This is a genomic window from Pseudoalteromonas marina (genome assembly GCF_000238335.3).
In the GTDB taxonomy this organism is placed as follows: domain Bacteria; phylum Pseudomonadota; class Gammaproteobacteria; order Enterobacterales; family Alteromonadaceae; genus Pseudoalteromonas; species Pseudoalteromonas marina.
The window spans coordinates 958,289-975,246 of the sequence record NZ_AHCB03000005.1; the positions used below are offsets into that span (position 1 = coordinate 958,289).

Here is a 16,958-nt window from a genome sequence, read left to right on the forward strand (position 1 = left end):
AAAGTTATATTTAGTTTAGCTATCCAATGATTTGATGATGCCGCACGCTTCAATTGTATTGTCTGAACCACAAGCACTTGCCATCTGTTGTAATTCAGCTTTAAGCGCCCTTAATTCTTTCATACGTTTATTCACTAGTGCAAGTTGCTGATCAATTAATGCATTAACGCTAGAGCAGCTTTCTTCTGGCTTATTTTTTAATTCGATAAGACGTTTAATATCATTGAGTGATATATCTAGGCTGCGACAATGCTTTACGAATTCCAATTGTTTAAGTGCTTTACTATCATACAGCCTGAAATTACCTTCTGAACGGTTTGGATTTAACAGTAATCCTTCTCTTTCATAATATCTAATCGTTTGTATTGAACAGCCCGATTTTTTTGACAATTCGCCTATTTTCATCAATTTCCCCCAGACATTTGACTCTATAGTTACTATAGGATCTATAGTATAGGTATGCAACGAAAGGGATATATAAAAATGACTGAGAAATATTTAAACAATACGAATATCGTTAATTTTGAACACAAAGATATCCAATCCCTGATCGATCAACGAGGGTGGAAAAATTTGGATAATTTCAACAAAATTGGTGCCGCTTATCAGTTTGTAAAAGATGAAATAATGTTTGGCTATAACAAGAGTGATGATATTTCAGCAAGCGATGTGCTAGCAGATGGTTATGGACAATGTAATACTAAGGGTAATCTGTTAATGGCACTATTGCGTGGACTAGGTATCCAGTGTCGTTTCCAAGGTTTTACCATTGATCAGCAACTATAAAAAGGTGCTATCCCAAGCTTGTATTTTGGTTAGCACCTAAATACATCATTCATAGTTGGGTAGAAGTTTACTTTGAAGGGCGTTGGATAAACTTAGAGGGCTTTATATTGGATGAGCAATACTTAAGCTCACTACAGCAGAAATTTAGCCAAGCAAAAGATGAGTTTTGTGGTTATGGTGTTGCAACAAAGTGCTTATCTTCACCCGGTACGGATTGGCGTGGAGAGGATACCTATATTCAAAAAGAAGGTATTCATGACGACTTTGGGCTTTATGATTCACCAGATAAGTTCTATCTCGAAAAAGGTACTAATCTATCAGGTGTAAAACGTTGGTTGTATCAACGAGTGATCCGACATTTGATTAATATGAATGTATCAAAAATAAGAAATAAAAAAGTACTGGAGGTACAAAATGCACAACCATAGTCACAGTCATCAGCATGGTAAAGACGACCGGATTGGTTGGGCATTTTTCCTTAATGTGATATTTACCATTATCGAATTTATAGGTGGTTGGCTCACAAACAGTACGGCGATAATGGCGGATGCCGTTCACGATCTTGGTGATAGTCTTTCAATAGGTTTTGCGTGGATTTTAAGTCGTTTTTCAGATAAAGAAGCATCAGACAAATTCAGCTATGGTTATCGCCGACTTACACTTTTTGGTGCATTGGTAAATAGTATTGTTTTGATTATCGGCTCTATTTGGGTTTTATTTGAAGCAATACCTAAGCTGTCCAATCCTGAAATGCCTGTAGTTGAGGGGATGTTAGGGCTAGCCATACTCGGTGTTGCCGTAAATGGTTATGCGGTATTCAAATTAAAAGCGGGTGAAACACTAAATGAAAAAGTGCTGACATGGCACCTACTTGAAGATGTACTCGGTTGGGTTGCCGTTCTTATAGTCTCTATTGTATTGTTGTTCGTTGAACTGCCGATATTAGATCCTCTATTATCAATAGGGTTTACGCTGTTTATCTTATTTAACGTTTTCAAAAATCTTAAATCAACATTGGTGCTTTTTCTTCAAGCTGCACCCGATAAAGAGACCCAAGAGCGTATTAAGCAGTCATTAAATGAATTTCCTGAAGTAAATGGTATACACCATATGCATTTTTGGTCACTGGATGGTGAAAGTCACGTTTTAACAGCGCACCTTGAGCTGAGTGACAACTTTGACGTTAAAGAATTAATTAAGCTTAAACAAGAGGTTGCAGCTAAATTATCTTCCTATCATTTATCGCATACGACGATAGAGTTTGAGTTTTTAAATGAAAATTGTAGGGATGAAGCAGAGTAAGTTTTATCAATAAAATTTTGGAGCATACAATATAAAAAGCAGCTTAATTAGGCATAACTTAGTAATTAAGCTGCTTTTTTGCTTTTAGATTTCGTCGGATTGCTGTTTGTTACTCTCAGCGCCATGCGCCCATTGATATAAAATAGGCAATACAAACAAAGTTAAAATGGTAGAAGATACAATACCGCCGATAACAACTGTTGCTAGTGGTCGTTGTACTTCTGCACCAATTCCAGTGTTTAACGCCATTGGAATAAAACCTAAACTTGCGACCAGTGCCGTCATTAAAATAGGTCTTAAACGAATGATGGCGCCTTCAATGATCGCTACGTATAGGTCGCCTTTTTCATGCCAAAGATCTCGAATAAAAGCCAACATAACCAAGCCATTTAATACTGCGACACCTGACAATGCAATGAAGCCGACACCTGCCGAAATTGATAAGGGCATGTCTCTTAAATAAAGTGAAAATACGCCCCCTGTTAATGCTAAAGGCACGCCACTGAAAATGATTAATGCATCTTTTAATGAACCAAATGCTATAATCAAAATACCTAGGATAACAACCAATGTTATCGGTACAACTAGGCTTAATCGCTTACTTGCTGATTCTAGTTGTTCAAACGTTCCACCATAATCAAGCCAGTATCCTGCTGGAATTTCTCCTTCCTGATTAATTTTAGCTTTAACTTCTTTTACAAAACCGCCTAAATCTCTACCACGAACATTGACGGTAACCACAACTCTTCTTTTTCCGTTCTCTCGGCTAATCTGCGCGGGTAAAGACTCTGATTTAAGCTCTGCAACTTCTTCAATTGGCACATAGTTACCATTCTCAAGTGGAAGCGGCAGATGCTTCAAGCTATCGATATCCGTTCTTATTTGCTCTGGTAGGCGAACAACTAACTCAAACCGTCTGTCACCTTCATAAATGATCCCCGCAGATTCACCGCCAATCGCAGTGGCAACCCAGTCTTGCAATTCGGTAACGTTCAATCCATACCTACCAAGCGCTTCTCGTTTAGGAATTACTGATAAAGATGGAACACCTGTGACCTGTTCCATTCGAGCATCAGCGGCACCATCCACGGTTTTCACAATATTTAGAATATCTTTTGCGGTAAGTAATAACCGATCCAAATCATCACCAAATATTTTGATGCCGACATCAGCTCTAACGCCAGAAATCAATTCATTGAAACGCATTTGAATAGGCTGAGTGAATTCATAGTTGTTGCCTGGAATGTTTTTCAGTACTTTTTCCATTTCTTCAACTAATTCACTTTTTGGTTTTGAAGGTTCGGCCCATTCTTTACGTGGTTTTAAAATAACAAAGATATCAGCAATACTCGGTGGCATTGGGTCGGTTGCTACTTCTGGTGTGCCAATGCGCGAGAATACTTTATCAACTTCAGGAAACGCTTTAATACGTTGCTCAAGTACTTCTTGCATTTCTACTGATTGCTCTAGGCCAGTCGATGGAATTCTTAATGCCTGTAGTGCAATATCACCTTCATTTAATTGAGGAACAAATTCTGTCCCAAGCGTAGTTGCTAACCAAAGGCTATACCCCATTAACAGCGTTGAGAATGAAACAATAATCCAACGAAATTTCATCGCCATTTTTAACAATGGTTCATAAATAGACTTGGTTGAACGAATAACTACACTTTCTTTTTCGCTGATTTTACCTTTCATAAACACAGCTACAGCAGCAGGAACCAGTGTAACTGAAAGGATCATTGCGGAAATTAACGCCATAACGACAGTTGCCGCCATAGGGTGGAACATTTTCCCTTCAACGCCAGTTAGCGTGAAAATGGGGATGTAAACAACAGTGATAATTGCCACACCAAACAAGCTTGGACGTATCACTTCTGAAGTGGCTTCAAAAACGGTATTTAGGCGTTCTCTTAAGTCTTGCCTATGACCGTTGTGTTGGGCCTGTGCTAACCTACGGACAGAGTTTTCAACGATGATTACAGCCCCGTCCACTATCAAGCCAAAGTCCAATGCGCCGAGACTCATTAAATTGGCAGATACTCCTGCTTGCACCATACCTGTGATTGTCATTAACATGGAAATAGGGATAACAGCAGCGGTAATGAGAGCTGCACGTAAATTTCCAAGTAGAATAAATAACACAACAATAACTAAAAGCGCACCTTCAACGAGGTTTTTGGTAACGGTTGCAATCGCTTTATCTACTAACGTTGTTCTGTCGTAAACAGGCTCTGCGGTAATGCCCTTTGGCAGAGATTTTTGTATTTCGCTGAGCTTATGTTCCACTTCTAAAGCAACGGTGCGAGAATTCTCACCAATCAGCATCATGGTTGTACCAAGCACTGTCTCAATGCCATTACGAGTAGCAGCCCCTGTTCTAAGTTCTTTGCCTATAGCAACATTGGCAACATCACTTATTTTTACAGGAATACCATCGTTCTTTTTGATGATGACATTGAGGATTTCATCCATTGTCGCAAGTTGCCCGATGGAGCGCACTAACACTTGTTGTCCGTTTTGCTCAATATAACCCGCGCCACGGTTATCATTATTTTTACGTAATGCATCAGAAACGTCTTCAAAGCTTACCTGATGAAAAAGTAATTTTTCGGGTTTCGGCGTTATATGATACTGCTTGTTATAGCCGCCGATGCTGTTGACCTCAATGACGCCTTTAACTTGAGCCAATTGCGGTTTAATGATCCAGTCTTGTATTTCTCTTAAGGCAATAGCGGTATAAGGCTCTCCATTAGGCATTTTAGCGTCAGGAGAAGCTTGTACGGTATACATAAATATTTCACCAAGCCCTGTGGAAATAGGACCCATCTCTGGCTCTAAGCCAGAGGGAATAACGCCTTTTATCGCAGCTAATCTTGCATTGATTAAGTTGCGTGCGAAATAAATATCGGTTCCCTCTTCAAAGATAACGGTCACCTGGGATAAACCATATCTTGAAAGAGAGCGGGTGTGAGACAGCTTTGGTAGTCCAGCTAATGCGTTTTCTACTGGAAAAGTTACCCTTTGCTCCGCTTCTAAAGGTGAATAACCGGGGGCAGAGGTATTTATTTGTACCTGTACGTTTGTTATATCTGGAACAGCATCAATGGGAAGTTTTTGATAACTCCACATACCAACGCCGATGATTACCATCAGCAAGCTTAATACTAAATAGCGCCTATTTATTGCAAGACGCAAAATTGATTCAATCATATTGCGTCTCCTAATCGTCGTCTTCTACTTCAGATTTCAAGATATCTGCTTTAATCAGATAACTGTTTTTGTTTACATATTCAGCGTCTTTACTGAGGCCATCAATGACCTCGATATAGTTTTTGTCTGAACGACCAAGGACAAGTGGTGCAAACTCGTACTCTTCATTTTCTTTTACAAAGACACCTAATTGTCCACCTAGCTCTTGTATGGCAACTTTCTCGACCGCTAAATCCACCTCAAATTGGTTTATCTTTACGTTGCCTTTTAATAATTGACCTGACGTTAGCTTTAACTCAGTGTTGTTTAATCGTACCCGTGCTAAAACATAAGGCTGATCTTTAGCTGGAATAATATTAGTGATGACTGAACTGAATGCGTGTTCACCTTGCTCAATATCAACATGCTGACCGACTTTGATTTGATTATATTGGCTGGTAAACACCTTAAATTCAGCCCACAAGGTGTCAAATTTGACGATTTCAAACAAGCTAGTGTTTTGCGTGATACCGCCAATATTTCCATTTCGCTGTAAAACAGTCCCAGAAACAGGCGATGTTATTTTATAAGTATTTAAGCTCTCATTAGATTCAATAACGGCTAATAGATCGCCTTTTTTTACCGTATCACCAACAGTGAAGTTTATTGTCTTTATAACGCCGTTATATCTAGCGCTAACTTGAAATAATTGTTCAGCGCCTATCGTCGTAGAGCCGTATACAGGGATAGTTTGGTTCAACGTTTTTGAAGCTAAATAGGCTGTTTCAACACCAACCTTTTTTGCCATGTTATTGTCGATTTTGCTTATGCCTTCTTCGCCTTCATGTTCATCTTCACTAGCGAAAACACTTTGAATGGGTGATAGATACCCAATAAAAATCAATAGTGCGAGTAAATAGTTTTTCATTTTGAATTCCTAAACGATTCAGTTAATCACTGAATCAATAAATTGTTATTAAACTTAAAGTGATGTTTATTTAGAGTGACAGCGCTTCGTTTGTTAGTTTTTCTATCTCTGCGCCATAAATTAGGGCAGCAGATGCCGCGTCAATAAGGGTTCGCCGAGCATTTAACAGCTCTTGTCTAGCCGATACATAATCAAGATATCCATATCGACCTTTTTGATAGGCGTCTTGAGTATCTTCCAGTGCATCTTCAAGCATTGGGATAACCGACTGCTTTAATGAATTAGCTGTTAATATGGCTTGTTTTCTATTGGAGTATGCTCGTAGTAAGTGATTTCTAAATCTTAACTTAGTCGCCTCTTTCTCTATGGCAACTTGGTCACGCTCTGCTAGCGCACTAGCGATTGCGCCAGAATTTCGCTTTTCAGCAAACAAAGGTAAGCTAAAGCCAGCGACCAGTGCCGTATCATTGGCTTCTTGAGAGCGCCTAACACCAACAGACCATTTGATATTGGCCGTTGACTCTGTTTTAGCCAACTGTAACTCGGCCTCTTTTAGTCGCTGCTCACTTGCATAAACTTGAATAGCAGGGTTTTTCTCTAATTTCGCAAAGAGACTACTAAAATCACTATCATTGCCAAACTGAAACAGATCTCCAGTTACTCTAGAGAATGACACTGATGTTTCTCCCCAGTAAGCTGATAAAGAAAGCTTTAGATATTCCAAGCGCTTTTGTTCAGATTGAAGGGTGAGGTTAGCCTGAGCAATAACTGCTTTTGAGCGTTTCACTTCAGCCTCAGGAGTAGCACCTGCGCGGTTACGCTGAGATACAATCTCTAAGGTTTCTTGTGCTAAGCTCAAAGCATTTTCTGCCAATATAACTCTTTGTTGGGCTGCAAGTACTTCCACGTACTTCTCAGTGACTTGAGCCATTAAATTAAGCGCAGAGACTTCTTTTTCAGCAGTGAGTAGTGTTCTTGATTTTGAAACAATTCCAATCCGCGCTGAGCGTTTATCTCCCATTTCGATAACCGAAGATAGAGCGACTGTTAATTCAGCACTGTCGAATGTATTAAATTCACCTGAGCCTGCAAAGTTCTCAGCTTCAAGCTCTAGTTCATAAGCAGGATTTAAACTTGCGATTTGTTCTCGTCCAATTAATGCCGTTTGCTTGAAATCAAATATTTTAAGTTCTGGATTTTGTTTAAGCGTCCACTGAATTGCCTCTTGAAGGTTTAACTGCTTCTCAAAGGCATAAACATTAAATGTAAAAAGTGACAAAGCGAGAAACGCGATATATTTAAGCCGAGGTGTTACACACCTTAAAATTGCTATCTTGCGATGCACACAGGTATTAAGTGCCATGTATACTTTCCTATAAATTTATATGTGATATTTAGGTCATTAACATTTGACCTTTCTTAATTTTCTATAAAATTTAGGCGTATTTAGGTGGGCGGAATGGCACCGAGATATAGCCTTTTAGCTCAGGGGAAACTAAGGCGTAGGTAGGGAAATATTCTATTGCTTGTAAAATATTACAAGAAGAATCTGTATTTAAAAATAACTGACAGCAGCAACAAAAATTACAATTATCAATTAAAGTTTGGCTATTACCCTCCTCAAATAAATTAGAGCTTTCAGGAGCTTTTAGCGGGGTAATAGACTCAGTTAGTGATATATTAAAAGAACTTTCAATTAAGTTTCCTTCAATCTCTTCTTGCGAAAAAAACACAGACTGCACCGCGATTAAAATCATTATCACGTATGATATATATGGTTTAAAATATGACGGGTGCATTCTTTTAACTACTTTCTACTTAAGACTTTAGCTGTAAGATGCGGCGAGCACCGTTTAAAACGACAACAGCAATAATCAAACCAATCACTAAATCTGGATAACGGCTGCTAGTTACTGTAACTAATAAGCCAGCTAAGATTACACCTACGTTTGCGATTACGTCATTTGCGGAAAAAATCCAACTCGCTTTCATATGAGCGCCGTCTTCTTTGTTGCCAAATATTAAAAACAGACAAGCAATGTTAGCGATTAGTGCTATTCCACCAAATATCATCATTAAAGAAGAGATAGGTTCACTACCGTAAATAAAGCGTCTTACGACTTCACTCAAAGCACCTAGCGCTAGAATAATTTGAAGTACACCAGATATATGTGCCGCTCTAAGTTTCATGCTTATGCTTTTACCGACAGCATATATAGCTAAACCATAAACAGCAGCATCAGCAAACATATCTAATGAGTCGGCAATAAGGCCAGCAGATTGCGCAATAATCCCAGCAATTACTTCTATAAAAAACATGACTCCATTAATGGCTAACAACCATTTTAGCGTTGATGCTTCTTTCATCTCATTTTTTTGGGCTAGATCTTTTGCTTTTGCAGCTTCGGTGCTGCAACTTTCTTTAGTTGATGCCAACTCTGCACCGAGATTGAGTTGTTGTAATTTTTTTGTTATCTCATCTAAATTTTCATCATGAAAAACCTTGACTAAACGGCTAGGAATATCAAATTGCAACCCAACTGAAGGCTCAATTGAGTCAAGTGCTAACCTAATCAATCTCTCTTCTGAAGGACAGTCCATTTGAGGTACTTTAAATGTACTGACAAACGCGCCACTATAGTTATCTAATTGTGTATCAATTTTTACATCTTCATTGGTAGAAGATGATTGACACTGACCACTACATTTTTCTGACATATTTAACACTCCGTAATAATATTAAAATAAGTATAAAATCTATAGTGGCTATAGAGTCAAATAAAAAATTATTTAATGTAAAAGCGTGGAAACTGAATTGAAAAGCTAGTTTAAGAAAATAGTTTCTGCTAGTATTTTAAATACTATATTTAACTGGTGATAACTTTGAACCTTAATGTTGTACTAAAAATGCTCTTGGTTATTTCGATTGTTTTACAATCGTTAACTGCTGTAGCATCCTCAACATCTGAGAATCACCAAATAGATATAGAGCACCTTCAAACTCAACATGATCATGCAGATGATCGAAATGTCTCAAATGATAATGTAGGTGATGAGCAGCATAATGAAAAAGATTGTCATCACTGCGGTCATTGCAGTGGCAGCCACTTATCTTGGATTTTAGTCAGTAATTCAAATACCACGGGCAAACTAAACATTATCAATAAAACGCCTTATCAAATTGATCAAACAAATACTTACCTTGAAGCGATACTTCGCCCACCCATTTCTTAATTAGATTGATTTTTAATGACCTATTTGTCCATGAGAAGGATAAAGGGTTCGTGTTTATAAATTAAAAAATTAAGAAGTTTTATGTATATATTTTTAAAAAATACAGGTTTAACCCTGTCTTTATGCATGGCTGTGAGTTTTTCAGTTGCCACTTATGGCAAACAGAAAAGTATTTCATGGCTAGATAGTCAAATAAATAAAGATCCCGAAGTTGTTGCGGCTAAAGAGTTACTTAATGCAAGTAATCATAGAGCCAAAAGCTTAACTCAAGCCGTATATAACCCAGAGCTTGAAGCAAGCTATGAAAAAGAAGGTGATTTTGATAATTACTCTATTGGTATCAGTCAAACGATAGATTTTTGGGATAAGCAATCAACAAATAAAACCATTGGTGAAATTGATGTTTATGCAAACCAGCAACAATTGTTATCTCTACTCGATTCTAAAAAGGCTAATGCCTTAACTGCATTAGTTAATTGGCAAGCAGCAAAAAAAGCTGCTCAGTTACTTTCAGAAAGAGAAGAGCAATTGCAAACGCTCGTTGGAATTGTTGAAGACAAACGAAAAGCTGGACTTCTAGAGCCACTTGACGCTGAGCTAGTCTATTTAAACTTGTCGCAAATTTTTAGTGAAATATCTGAGTCTCAAATTGCTTTGAAAAATGCAGAGGTAAAGGTTCAGGAGTTATTGCCTGATTGGACGCCTAATACTACCAATTTGTTTTCATTTACTTTTGGAGCAACAAGCTACTCATTTAACTCCCAGTGGGTTGAGGAACATCCAAAAGTTAAACTTGCTAGAGCGAAATGGAAGGGACAACAATCTAAAGCTCAACTAACCACTATGGAATCTAAAGCTAATCCAACCATTGGCGTTAGCGCAGGGAAAAGTGGAGATGAAGACTTGGTTGGTGTGACTTTTTCAATGCCTTTAAACATCAGAAATAACTATACAGATAATGTTAAAGCCGCTTATTCAGAAGCCATTGCAGCCGAGGCGAATTTTCAGTCGGTATATCGAAAGCAGTCTTTTGAAGCAAAAGCTAATTATGAATCGCTTAATGTCAGTAGAAAATATTATGAGCAATGGCAAAAACTGACAAAAGGCAGATTAGATAGCAGCGAAAACTTATTAAATAAGCGCTGGCAAGCTGGTGATATTAATACTTCTGACTACTTACTTGCATTAAATCAACGTGCGGAAGGGCTTCATGCAGGAATACGTTTGGAAAATCAATTCAAGCTTGCAGAAATATCCTTCATTTTAAGTATGGGTCAGTTATCCAAATTTGATATTTGAGCGCTTTGTTTTTTCAGTAGCGAAAAACGAAATCTTAAATTTATTAAAAATATAGGTTACAAAAATGAATACAGTAATTAGTAAAAAATTTTTAGCCGTAGTAATTAGCAGCCTGTTAGTTGGGTTTACTACAAATCATGATGCTTTTGCACAGTCGTCAGATGGAACTGGTTCTGTCACAAACGTTTCGAAACAAGAAGAAAAAGAACATCAAGATGAGCATGAACACGAAAAGGGACATGAAGAAGATAAAGGTGACCATGACGAGCACGGCCATGAAGGTGGTAATAAAGAGGGAGAAGAAGAACATGAAGAAGGTATCACTATTGATCCAAAGAAGATGTCGCTTGCTAAAATTAAAGTGGAAAGTGTTAAGCCTGAATATCAATTTAGCTCCGTATATGCACCTGGCGAAATAAAAGCTAATGGCTATAAAAGTTATGTGGTATCACCACGTACAGAGTCAGTCATTATCAGTCGCCATGCAGCGCTTGGCGAGTATGTAGAAATAGGTCAGAAGTTAGTTACATTATTTAGTGAAGCAATGGCACAAGCACAAGCTGACTATTTAATCGCTTCAACCGAATGGCAACGTGTAAAAAAGCTGGGTAATAAGACGGTGAGTGAAAGTCGATTATTACAAGCTGAAACAACATACAATGCGAGCTATGGCAAGCTCATTGCTTTAGGGTTAACTGAAAAAGCAATAAATGGTATTTCTAACAAAGACATTAAAGCATTTGGGCAATATGCATTAACGGCGCACCGTGAAGGTGTCGTGCTTCAAGACGACTTTATCCAAGGGCAACGTGTTGATGCTGGGGATTCAGTCATGTTGTTAGCTGATGAAAAACAACTATGGGTTGAAGCAAAAGTTTCTCCAAATAAAAAGCTAAATTTATCAATTGATTCTCCTGCGGTACTTAAATTAGAAGGCCAGAGTTACAATGCCAAAGTTATCCAAGAAGCCCATACAATTGATCCCGTAACTCGTACAAGAATTATTAGATTGGGGGTACAGAATGCTGATGATAACCTTCATTCAGGTATGTTTGTAAAAGTTTACTTTCAGTTTGCCACAAAGCAGAAAGTGATGGCTGTGCCAGAAGAAGCATTGATCCGCAGCGCAGATGGTGATTGGACCGTATTTGTCGAAGACCACCCTGGAGAATTTAAAGCTGTAGAAGTAGAACTAGGCCGAGCCTTAGGTGATTTTAGGGAAATCATTGGCCTTGATAGTGGGACGCGAATTGTAACCAAAGGCGCATTTTTTGTTGCTTCTGAAATCGCTAAAGGCGGATTTGATCCGCATAACCACTAAGGAGCAAGACTATGTTTAATAAAATAATAGATTGGTCTGTTAATAATAGACTCCTGATTTTGATTGCGCTGTTTGCCACAATTGTCGGCGCAATTATGGTTATACCAAAACTAAATTTAGATGCCTTTCCTGATGTTACTAATGTTCAAGTTGCTGTAAATACTGAAGCGCCAGGACTAGCTGCTGAAGAAGTTGAACAACTCATTACGTACCCCATTGAAGCGGTCATGTATGCCTTACCTGATGTAGAACAAGTGCGCTCAATTTCTAAAACAGGCTTGTCTGGCGTCACGGTTGTTTTCAAAGAAGGCACCGACATTTACTTTGCAAGACAACTTGTATTTGAGCGTCTTCAAGCCGCAAAAGAACTGATACCAGAAGGTGTCGGCACACCCGAAATGGGGCCAAACACCTCAGGGCTAGGCCAAGTATTTCAGTACCTTCTTATTTCAGATAAAGATGCAGGCTATGATGCTATGGCACTCAGGAGTCTCAATGATTGGGTAGTAAAATTACTCGTTATGCCTGTCGATGGTGTTACTGATGTACTCTCCTTTGGAGGTATTGTTAGGCAGTACCAAGTAAATGTAGATCCATCTAAGCTTCTTTCTTATAACCTAACGCAAGAAGACGTTGTTGGTGCCCTAGATAACAACAATGCCAATGTTGGCGGATGGTATATGAACCGTGGGCAAGAGCAGCTTGTTATTAGAGGTGCAGGTTGGTTTGAAAGTGGTGACGCTGGTATTAGTAATATCAAACAAGTTCCCGTCAAAACAGTTGATGGGACAGTTGTGACGGTTTCGGATATTGCTAAAGTTGAAATGGGCAGTGAAATTCGTCAAGGTGCTGTCACAATGACGCGCAAAACCGAAGACGGTAAAGTCGAAAATTTAGGTGAAGTTGTCTCTGGCATTGTCTTAAAACGCATGGGGTCTAATACTAAAGCCACCATTGATGGTATCAATGCAAGAATCCCATTAATTAATCAAGCATTGCCTAAAGGTGTTCGCTTTGAACCATTTTATGATCAGGCTGATTTGATTGAAAAAGCCGTTGATACAGTAGTTGATGCACTATTACTAGCATTTATTTTCATCTGTATTGTATTAGCACTATTTTTAATGAATATACGTGCAACCTTCCTTGTCCTAATATCTATTCCAATTTCAATTGGTATCGCGTTAATGATCATGGCTTGGTGGGGCATTTCTGCAAACCTTATGTCATTGGGTGGCATTGCCGTAGCCATTGGTATGCTAGTTGATGGTTCAGTCGTGATGGTTGAAAACATGTTTAAGCATTTAAATAGACCAGACTCTACCCATTTAAAAACTGTAAAAGAAAGAGTGCCTAGTGCTGATACTGATCCACATGATGTAGAACAAGATGAGCATGGTATTAAGTTACGTCTTCAAAATGCGGGTAAAGAAGTGGCTCGTCCCGTATTTTTTGCAGCTTCTATTATTTTAGTCGTATTTACGCCTTTATTTAGCTTTGAAGGTGTTGAGGCAAAGTTATTTCAACCTATGGCAATAAGCATCATTTTAGCTGTTATATCTGCTATTGTGGTTGCGTTGTTTGTTGTACCCGCTTTAGCTACTTATTTATTTAAGTCAGGTGTAAAAGAGAGGGAAAGCTTTGTTCTTAGGCCATTAGACAAACTCTACAGAAAAGGGCTTACATTCGCACTAAAACGCACCAAATTAGTCATTTCAGCCGCACTTATATTAGTTTTCTCTGCCTTTGCATTAGTTCCATTAATTGGTACTGAATTTGTACCTGAGTTAGAAGAAGGGACGATAAACTTAAGAGCAACGCTTGCACCTTCTTCCAGTTTAGATACCGCGCTCACTGTGGCACCAATTCTAGAAGAAAAACTAATGGCTTTCCCTGAAGTAACCTATGCATTAAGCCGAATTGGTCGAGCAGAAATAGGTGGAGACCCAGAGCCTGTGAATAACATCGAAATTTACATAGGGTTGAAGCCTGTTTCTGAGTGGACCAGTGCATCTAATCGATATGAACTTCAAGGAAAAATGGAGAGATCTTTAGAAGAATTCCCTGGGTTGCTACTCAACTTTTCTCAACCTATTGCGACTCGTGTCGATGAGCTACTATCTGGTGTTAAGGCTCAGTTGGCGATAAAGTTGTTTGGGCCTGAACTTGAGGTACTGGCGGCTAAAGGTCAAGAAATAGAAACAGCAATTAAAAACATTGAAGGTGCAAGGGATGTTGCATTGGAGCAAATTGCTGGTGAAGCGCAATTGGTGATAAGTCCTAACAGGCAAGAACTATCGCGCTTTGGATTGTCTGTGAGTGACATAATGGAGGTTGTGCGTGATGGTATTGGTGGTGTTGAAGCCGGACAAATAATCAATGGTAATGAACGTTATGATATTTACGTTCGCATAGAGGAAGAGTACCGAAGTAACAAAGAAGCTATTGCTGATATTCGGCTTCAATCACCTACTGGTGCTTGGGTGCGACTGGGTGACGTAGCCTCAGTCTCATTTGAGTCAGGCCCACCACAAGTTAGACGCGATGATGTACAACGAAGAGTCGTTATCCAAGCAAATGTACAAAATCGAGATATGGGAAGCGTGGTTGCCGATATCAGAACGGTAATTGCTGAAAAGGTTGACTTACCTTCAGGTTATTCTGTTTCGATTGGCGGCCAGTTCGAAAGTCAAAAACGTGCTCAAAATAGGTTAGCTATAGTTGTACCTTTATCGTTAGCACTAATCGCACTACTACTTTACTTTGCCTTTGGTTCTGTTGGTCAAGCTATGCTGATATTGGTCAACGTGCCGCTTGCTGTAATTGGCGGAGTTTTCTCCTTATATTTATCTGGACAATACTTGTCTGTACCAAGCTCCGTTGGCTTTATTACCTTATTTGGTGTAGCGGTATTGAATGGGGTCGTTATGGTAGAAAGTATCAACCAACGTATTAAAGACGGTCTAGAAGCATCTAAAGCCGTTTTTGAAGGCGCTACTTCAAGATTAAGACCTGTACTTATGACTGCTATAACATCAGCTTTAGGTTTGATACCGATGTTAATGTCTAATGGTGTTGGTGCAGAAATACAGCGCCCCTTAGCGAGTGTTATTGTTGGCGGCTTGGTAACTGCAACACTGTTAACATTATTTGTTTTACCTGTTTTATATCGCTGGTTTTCAGAGAAAAAAATAAAAGAGCTATCCAGATAAAATGACTGTGAACTCTAACCCCACGCTAAAGTCACGTTTAGCGTGGGGTTATTGAGTAGATGAACGAAAAGAAAGATTAGATTTAACAATAAACTAATAGTCATGACTGCTTTGTCGGAATATTTGTCGTTAAACAGGCCAAAGCTAACTTCCGCTTTCGTATCTTTGCAGTCTTAATCTTTATGTGTCTCAAGGTCGGCTTATGGCACAGAGCCGTCCTTCGGCTCTAACTCATTTATGTCCATCGACGATTTATCAATATAACTCACCTTTGCCCCAAAACGTGTTGAGGCGAATGCCTCAAAAGAGCGAAAACCAGTCATTGTAGTTCGAGCAATTTTACTTCGTATTGATATACTAATGTCATGATTAAAGTTGATTTTATGGTTGGACGATGAAAACAATAGGCAAGTTGGCTAAAGAACTTGATATAGGCGTAGAAACTATACGGTTTTATGAGCGGGAAGGCTTGATAAAACAGCCTCAAAAACCTCAAAATGGTTATCGTGTCTATGACGACTCAATCACCAAACAATTACAATTCATCTGTAAGGCCAAAGCACTTGGCTTTACTCTAAAAGAAGTGGCTTCATTGATGTCAATGGATGGCGATTGTGCCAAAGTAGAATCCCTAGGCTTGCTGAAATTGAACGTAATTCAAAATAAGATAGCTGACCTTCAACGCTTAGAAGTCGTCATAAAAGAAATGACTAATTCATGCCGCAACAATAACGATCAATCCCACTGCCCAATAATCGATTCGCTAAAATAGTATTGACTCCGTACCTACCTACGGAGTTCATACTCAAATCATTCAAATAATGTTAGACGTTAAAAATGATTAATAAGATTTTAGATAAAGTTAGCTCAGGTGGTGTTTGGCTTGCGGCTCTTAGTTGTACGGGGTGCTTCCCCGCACTCGGCTCGTTAGCATCAGCATTAGGATTAGGCTTTCTCTCTCACTTTGAGGGAATTGCTGTAAATACCTTGTTACCTATATTTGCAACTCTGGCATTGTTGGTAAATTTGTATAACTGGTATAAAAACCAAAATCATGCGAGAGGTATTCTTGGGGTTATTGGCCCTATAGCGGTTTTGTTAACCCTCTATCCACTATGGCAATACGAATGGAGCACTTATTTGTTTTATGTAGGTATTTGTTTGATGATTGTAATGTCCGTATTTAACATTGTTAAACCTTTGAAGGAGCAAACATGCAAAGTATAGAGTTAAATTCTACCATTACTTGCCCTGAGTGTGGCTTCAGTAAAACTGAAGAAATGCCAACCAACGCTTGCCAGTGGTATTATGAATGTGAATCTTGCAAAGTTCTCCTAAAGCCTTTGAAAGGCGATTGTTGCGTATATTGCTCTTATGGAACAGTGAAATGCCCGCCAATTCAAGAAGGTCAAAGTTGTTGCGATAGCTAAATGACAGTCTATTAATGGCAATGAGAAGGCATAAAAAGAAATAGTGAAATGTCAGCAATCGTATCATTGCAGCCTTTATCACTAAGTCACTCAAGGGCTGCTTTTGGCACAAACCAGAAATAGCTTCCAATGAATTCTGTATTTAAATTTTAGGTTTAAGCTGGGCTCTAATTAATAAATCATAATCTAATTGCAACACCTTGCTTAAATTCAAATTATTCTTAAGTTAACGCAAATTTTCAATTTAACTGGTG

Annotated in this window: 14 protein-coding genes and 1 pseudogene; 9 read left to right on the top strand and 6 right to left on the bottom strand. The window is 38.7% G+C overall.

Annotated elements, in window-relative coordinates; all coding sequences use genetic code 11:
• Positions 1-15 precede the first annotated feature (15 nt).
• Positions 16-405 carry a Cd(II)/Pb(II)-responsive transcriptional regulator gene (gene cadR, locus PMAN_RS04570; protein WP_002962247.1) on the bottom strand — a complete coding sequence of 130 codons (390 nt, stop codon included), beginning with the start codon at positions 403-405 and terminating at the stop codon, positions 16-18.
• 78 nt (positions 406-483) lie between these two features.
• Here cadR and PMAN_RS04575 point away from each other — a divergent pair.
• Positions 484-1,214: pseudogene (locus tag PMAN_RS04575) on the top strand (transglutaminase-like domain-containing protein).
• Positions 1,201-2,088, top strand: coding sequence for a cation diffusion facilitator family transporter (locus PMAN_RS04580; RefSeq protein ID WP_010557526.1), 888 nt, complete (start codon positions 1,201-1,203; stop codon positions 2,086-2,088). Before PMAN_RS04575 ends, PMAN_RS04580 begins: the two are co-directional and overlap by 14 nt.
• 84 nt (positions 2,089-2,172) lie before the next feature.
• On the opposite strand, the gene PMAN_RS04585 is transcribed toward PMAN_RS04580, so the two are convergent.
• The 5 genes from PMAN_RS04585 to PMAN_RS04605 all read right to left on the bottom strand — a co-directional run bounded on the left by PMAN_RS04585 (position 2,173) and on the right by PMAN_RS04605 (position 8,926).
• Positions 2,173-5,301, bottom strand: a complete 3,129-nt coding sequence (locus PMAN_RS04585; protein WP_010557527.1) for an efflux RND transporter permease subunit — start codon at positions 5,299-5,301, stop codon at positions 2,173-2,175.
• Positions 5,302-5,311: 10 nt separating this feature from the next.
• Positions 5,312-6,208 carry an efflux RND transporter periplasmic adaptor subunit gene (locus PMAN_RS04590; RefSeq protein ID WP_002962254.1) on the bottom strand — a complete coding sequence of 299 codons (897 nt, stop codon included), beginning with the start codon at positions 6,206-6,208 and terminating at the stop codon, positions 5,312-5,314.
• 70 nt (positions 6,209-6,278) lie between these two features.
• A complete protein-coding gene (locus PMAN_RS04595) occupies positions 6,279-7,571 on the bottom strand; it encodes a TolC family protein (protein WP_002962255.1) in 1,293 nt (430 codons plus the stop codon).
• A gap of 73 nt (positions 7,572-7,644) precedes the next feature.
• Positions 7,645-7,965, bottom strand: a complete 321-nt coding sequence (locus tag PMAN_RS04600) for a hypothetical protein (RefSeq protein WP_024598538.1) — start codon at positions 7,963-7,965, stop codon at positions 7,645-7,647.
• Positions 7,966-8,026: 61 nt separating this feature from the next.
• Positions 8,027-8,926: a cation efflux transmembrane domain-containing protein gene (locus PMAN_RS04605; protein ID WP_002962256.1), complete on the bottom strand. Its 900-nt coding sequence runs from the start codon at positions 8,924-8,926 to the stop codon at positions 8,027-8,029.
• 156 nt (positions 8,927-9,082) lie between these two features.
• Here PMAN_RS04605 and PMAN_RS04610 point away from each other — a divergent pair, with 156 nt between their 5' ends.
• From PMAN_RS04610 to PMAN_RS19105, 7 genes are all read left to right on the top strand, one after another.
• Positions 9,083-9,442: a hypothetical protein gene (locus PMAN_RS04610; protein WP_227006932.1), complete on the top strand. Its 360-nt coding sequence runs from the start codon at positions 9,083-9,085 to the stop codon at positions 9,440-9,442.
• A gap of 81 nt (positions 9,443-9,523) precedes the next feature.
• Positions 9,524-10,741: a TolC family protein gene (locus PMAN_RS04615; protein ID WP_010557529.1), complete on the top strand. Its 1,218-nt coding sequence runs from the start codon at positions 9,524-9,526 to the stop codon at positions 10,739-10,741.
• A gap of 64 nt (positions 10,742-10,805) precedes the next feature.
• Positions 10,806-12,062, top strand: coding sequence for an efflux RND transporter periplasmic adaptor subunit (locus PMAN_RS04620; RefSeq protein ID WP_010388432.1), 1,257 nt, complete (start codon positions 10,806-10,808; stop codon positions 12,060-12,062).
• Positions 12,063-12,073: 11 nt separating this feature from the next.
• Entirely contained in the window at positions 12,074-15,274 is a 3,201-nt protein-coding gene (locus PMAN_RS04625) for an efflux RND transporter permease subunit (RefSeq protein ID WP_004588883.1), read from the top strand.
• Between the two features lie 394 nt (positions 15,275-15,668).
• Positions 15,669-16,046 (top strand): MerR family transcriptional regulator, encoded by a 378-nt coding sequence (locus tag PMAN_RS04630; protein WP_010557530.1) that lies wholly within the window; start codon positions 15,669-15,671, stop codon positions 16,044-16,046.
• Between the two features lie 65 nt (positions 16,047-16,111).
• Positions 16,112-16,501: an organomercurial transporter MerC gene (merC, locus tag PMAN_RS04635; protein WP_010557531.1), complete on the top strand. Its 390-nt coding sequence runs from the start codon at positions 16,112-16,114 to the stop codon at positions 16,499-16,501.
• Positions 16,489-16,704, top strand: a complete 216-nt coding sequence (locus tag PMAN_RS19105) for a GDCCVxC domain-containing (seleno)protein (protein ID WP_076916053.1) — start codon at positions 16,489-16,491, stop codon at positions 16,702-16,704. The genes merC and PMAN_RS19105 overlap by 13 nt, the downstream gene beginning before the upstream one ends.
• Positions 16,705-16,958 lie beyond the last annotated feature (254 nt).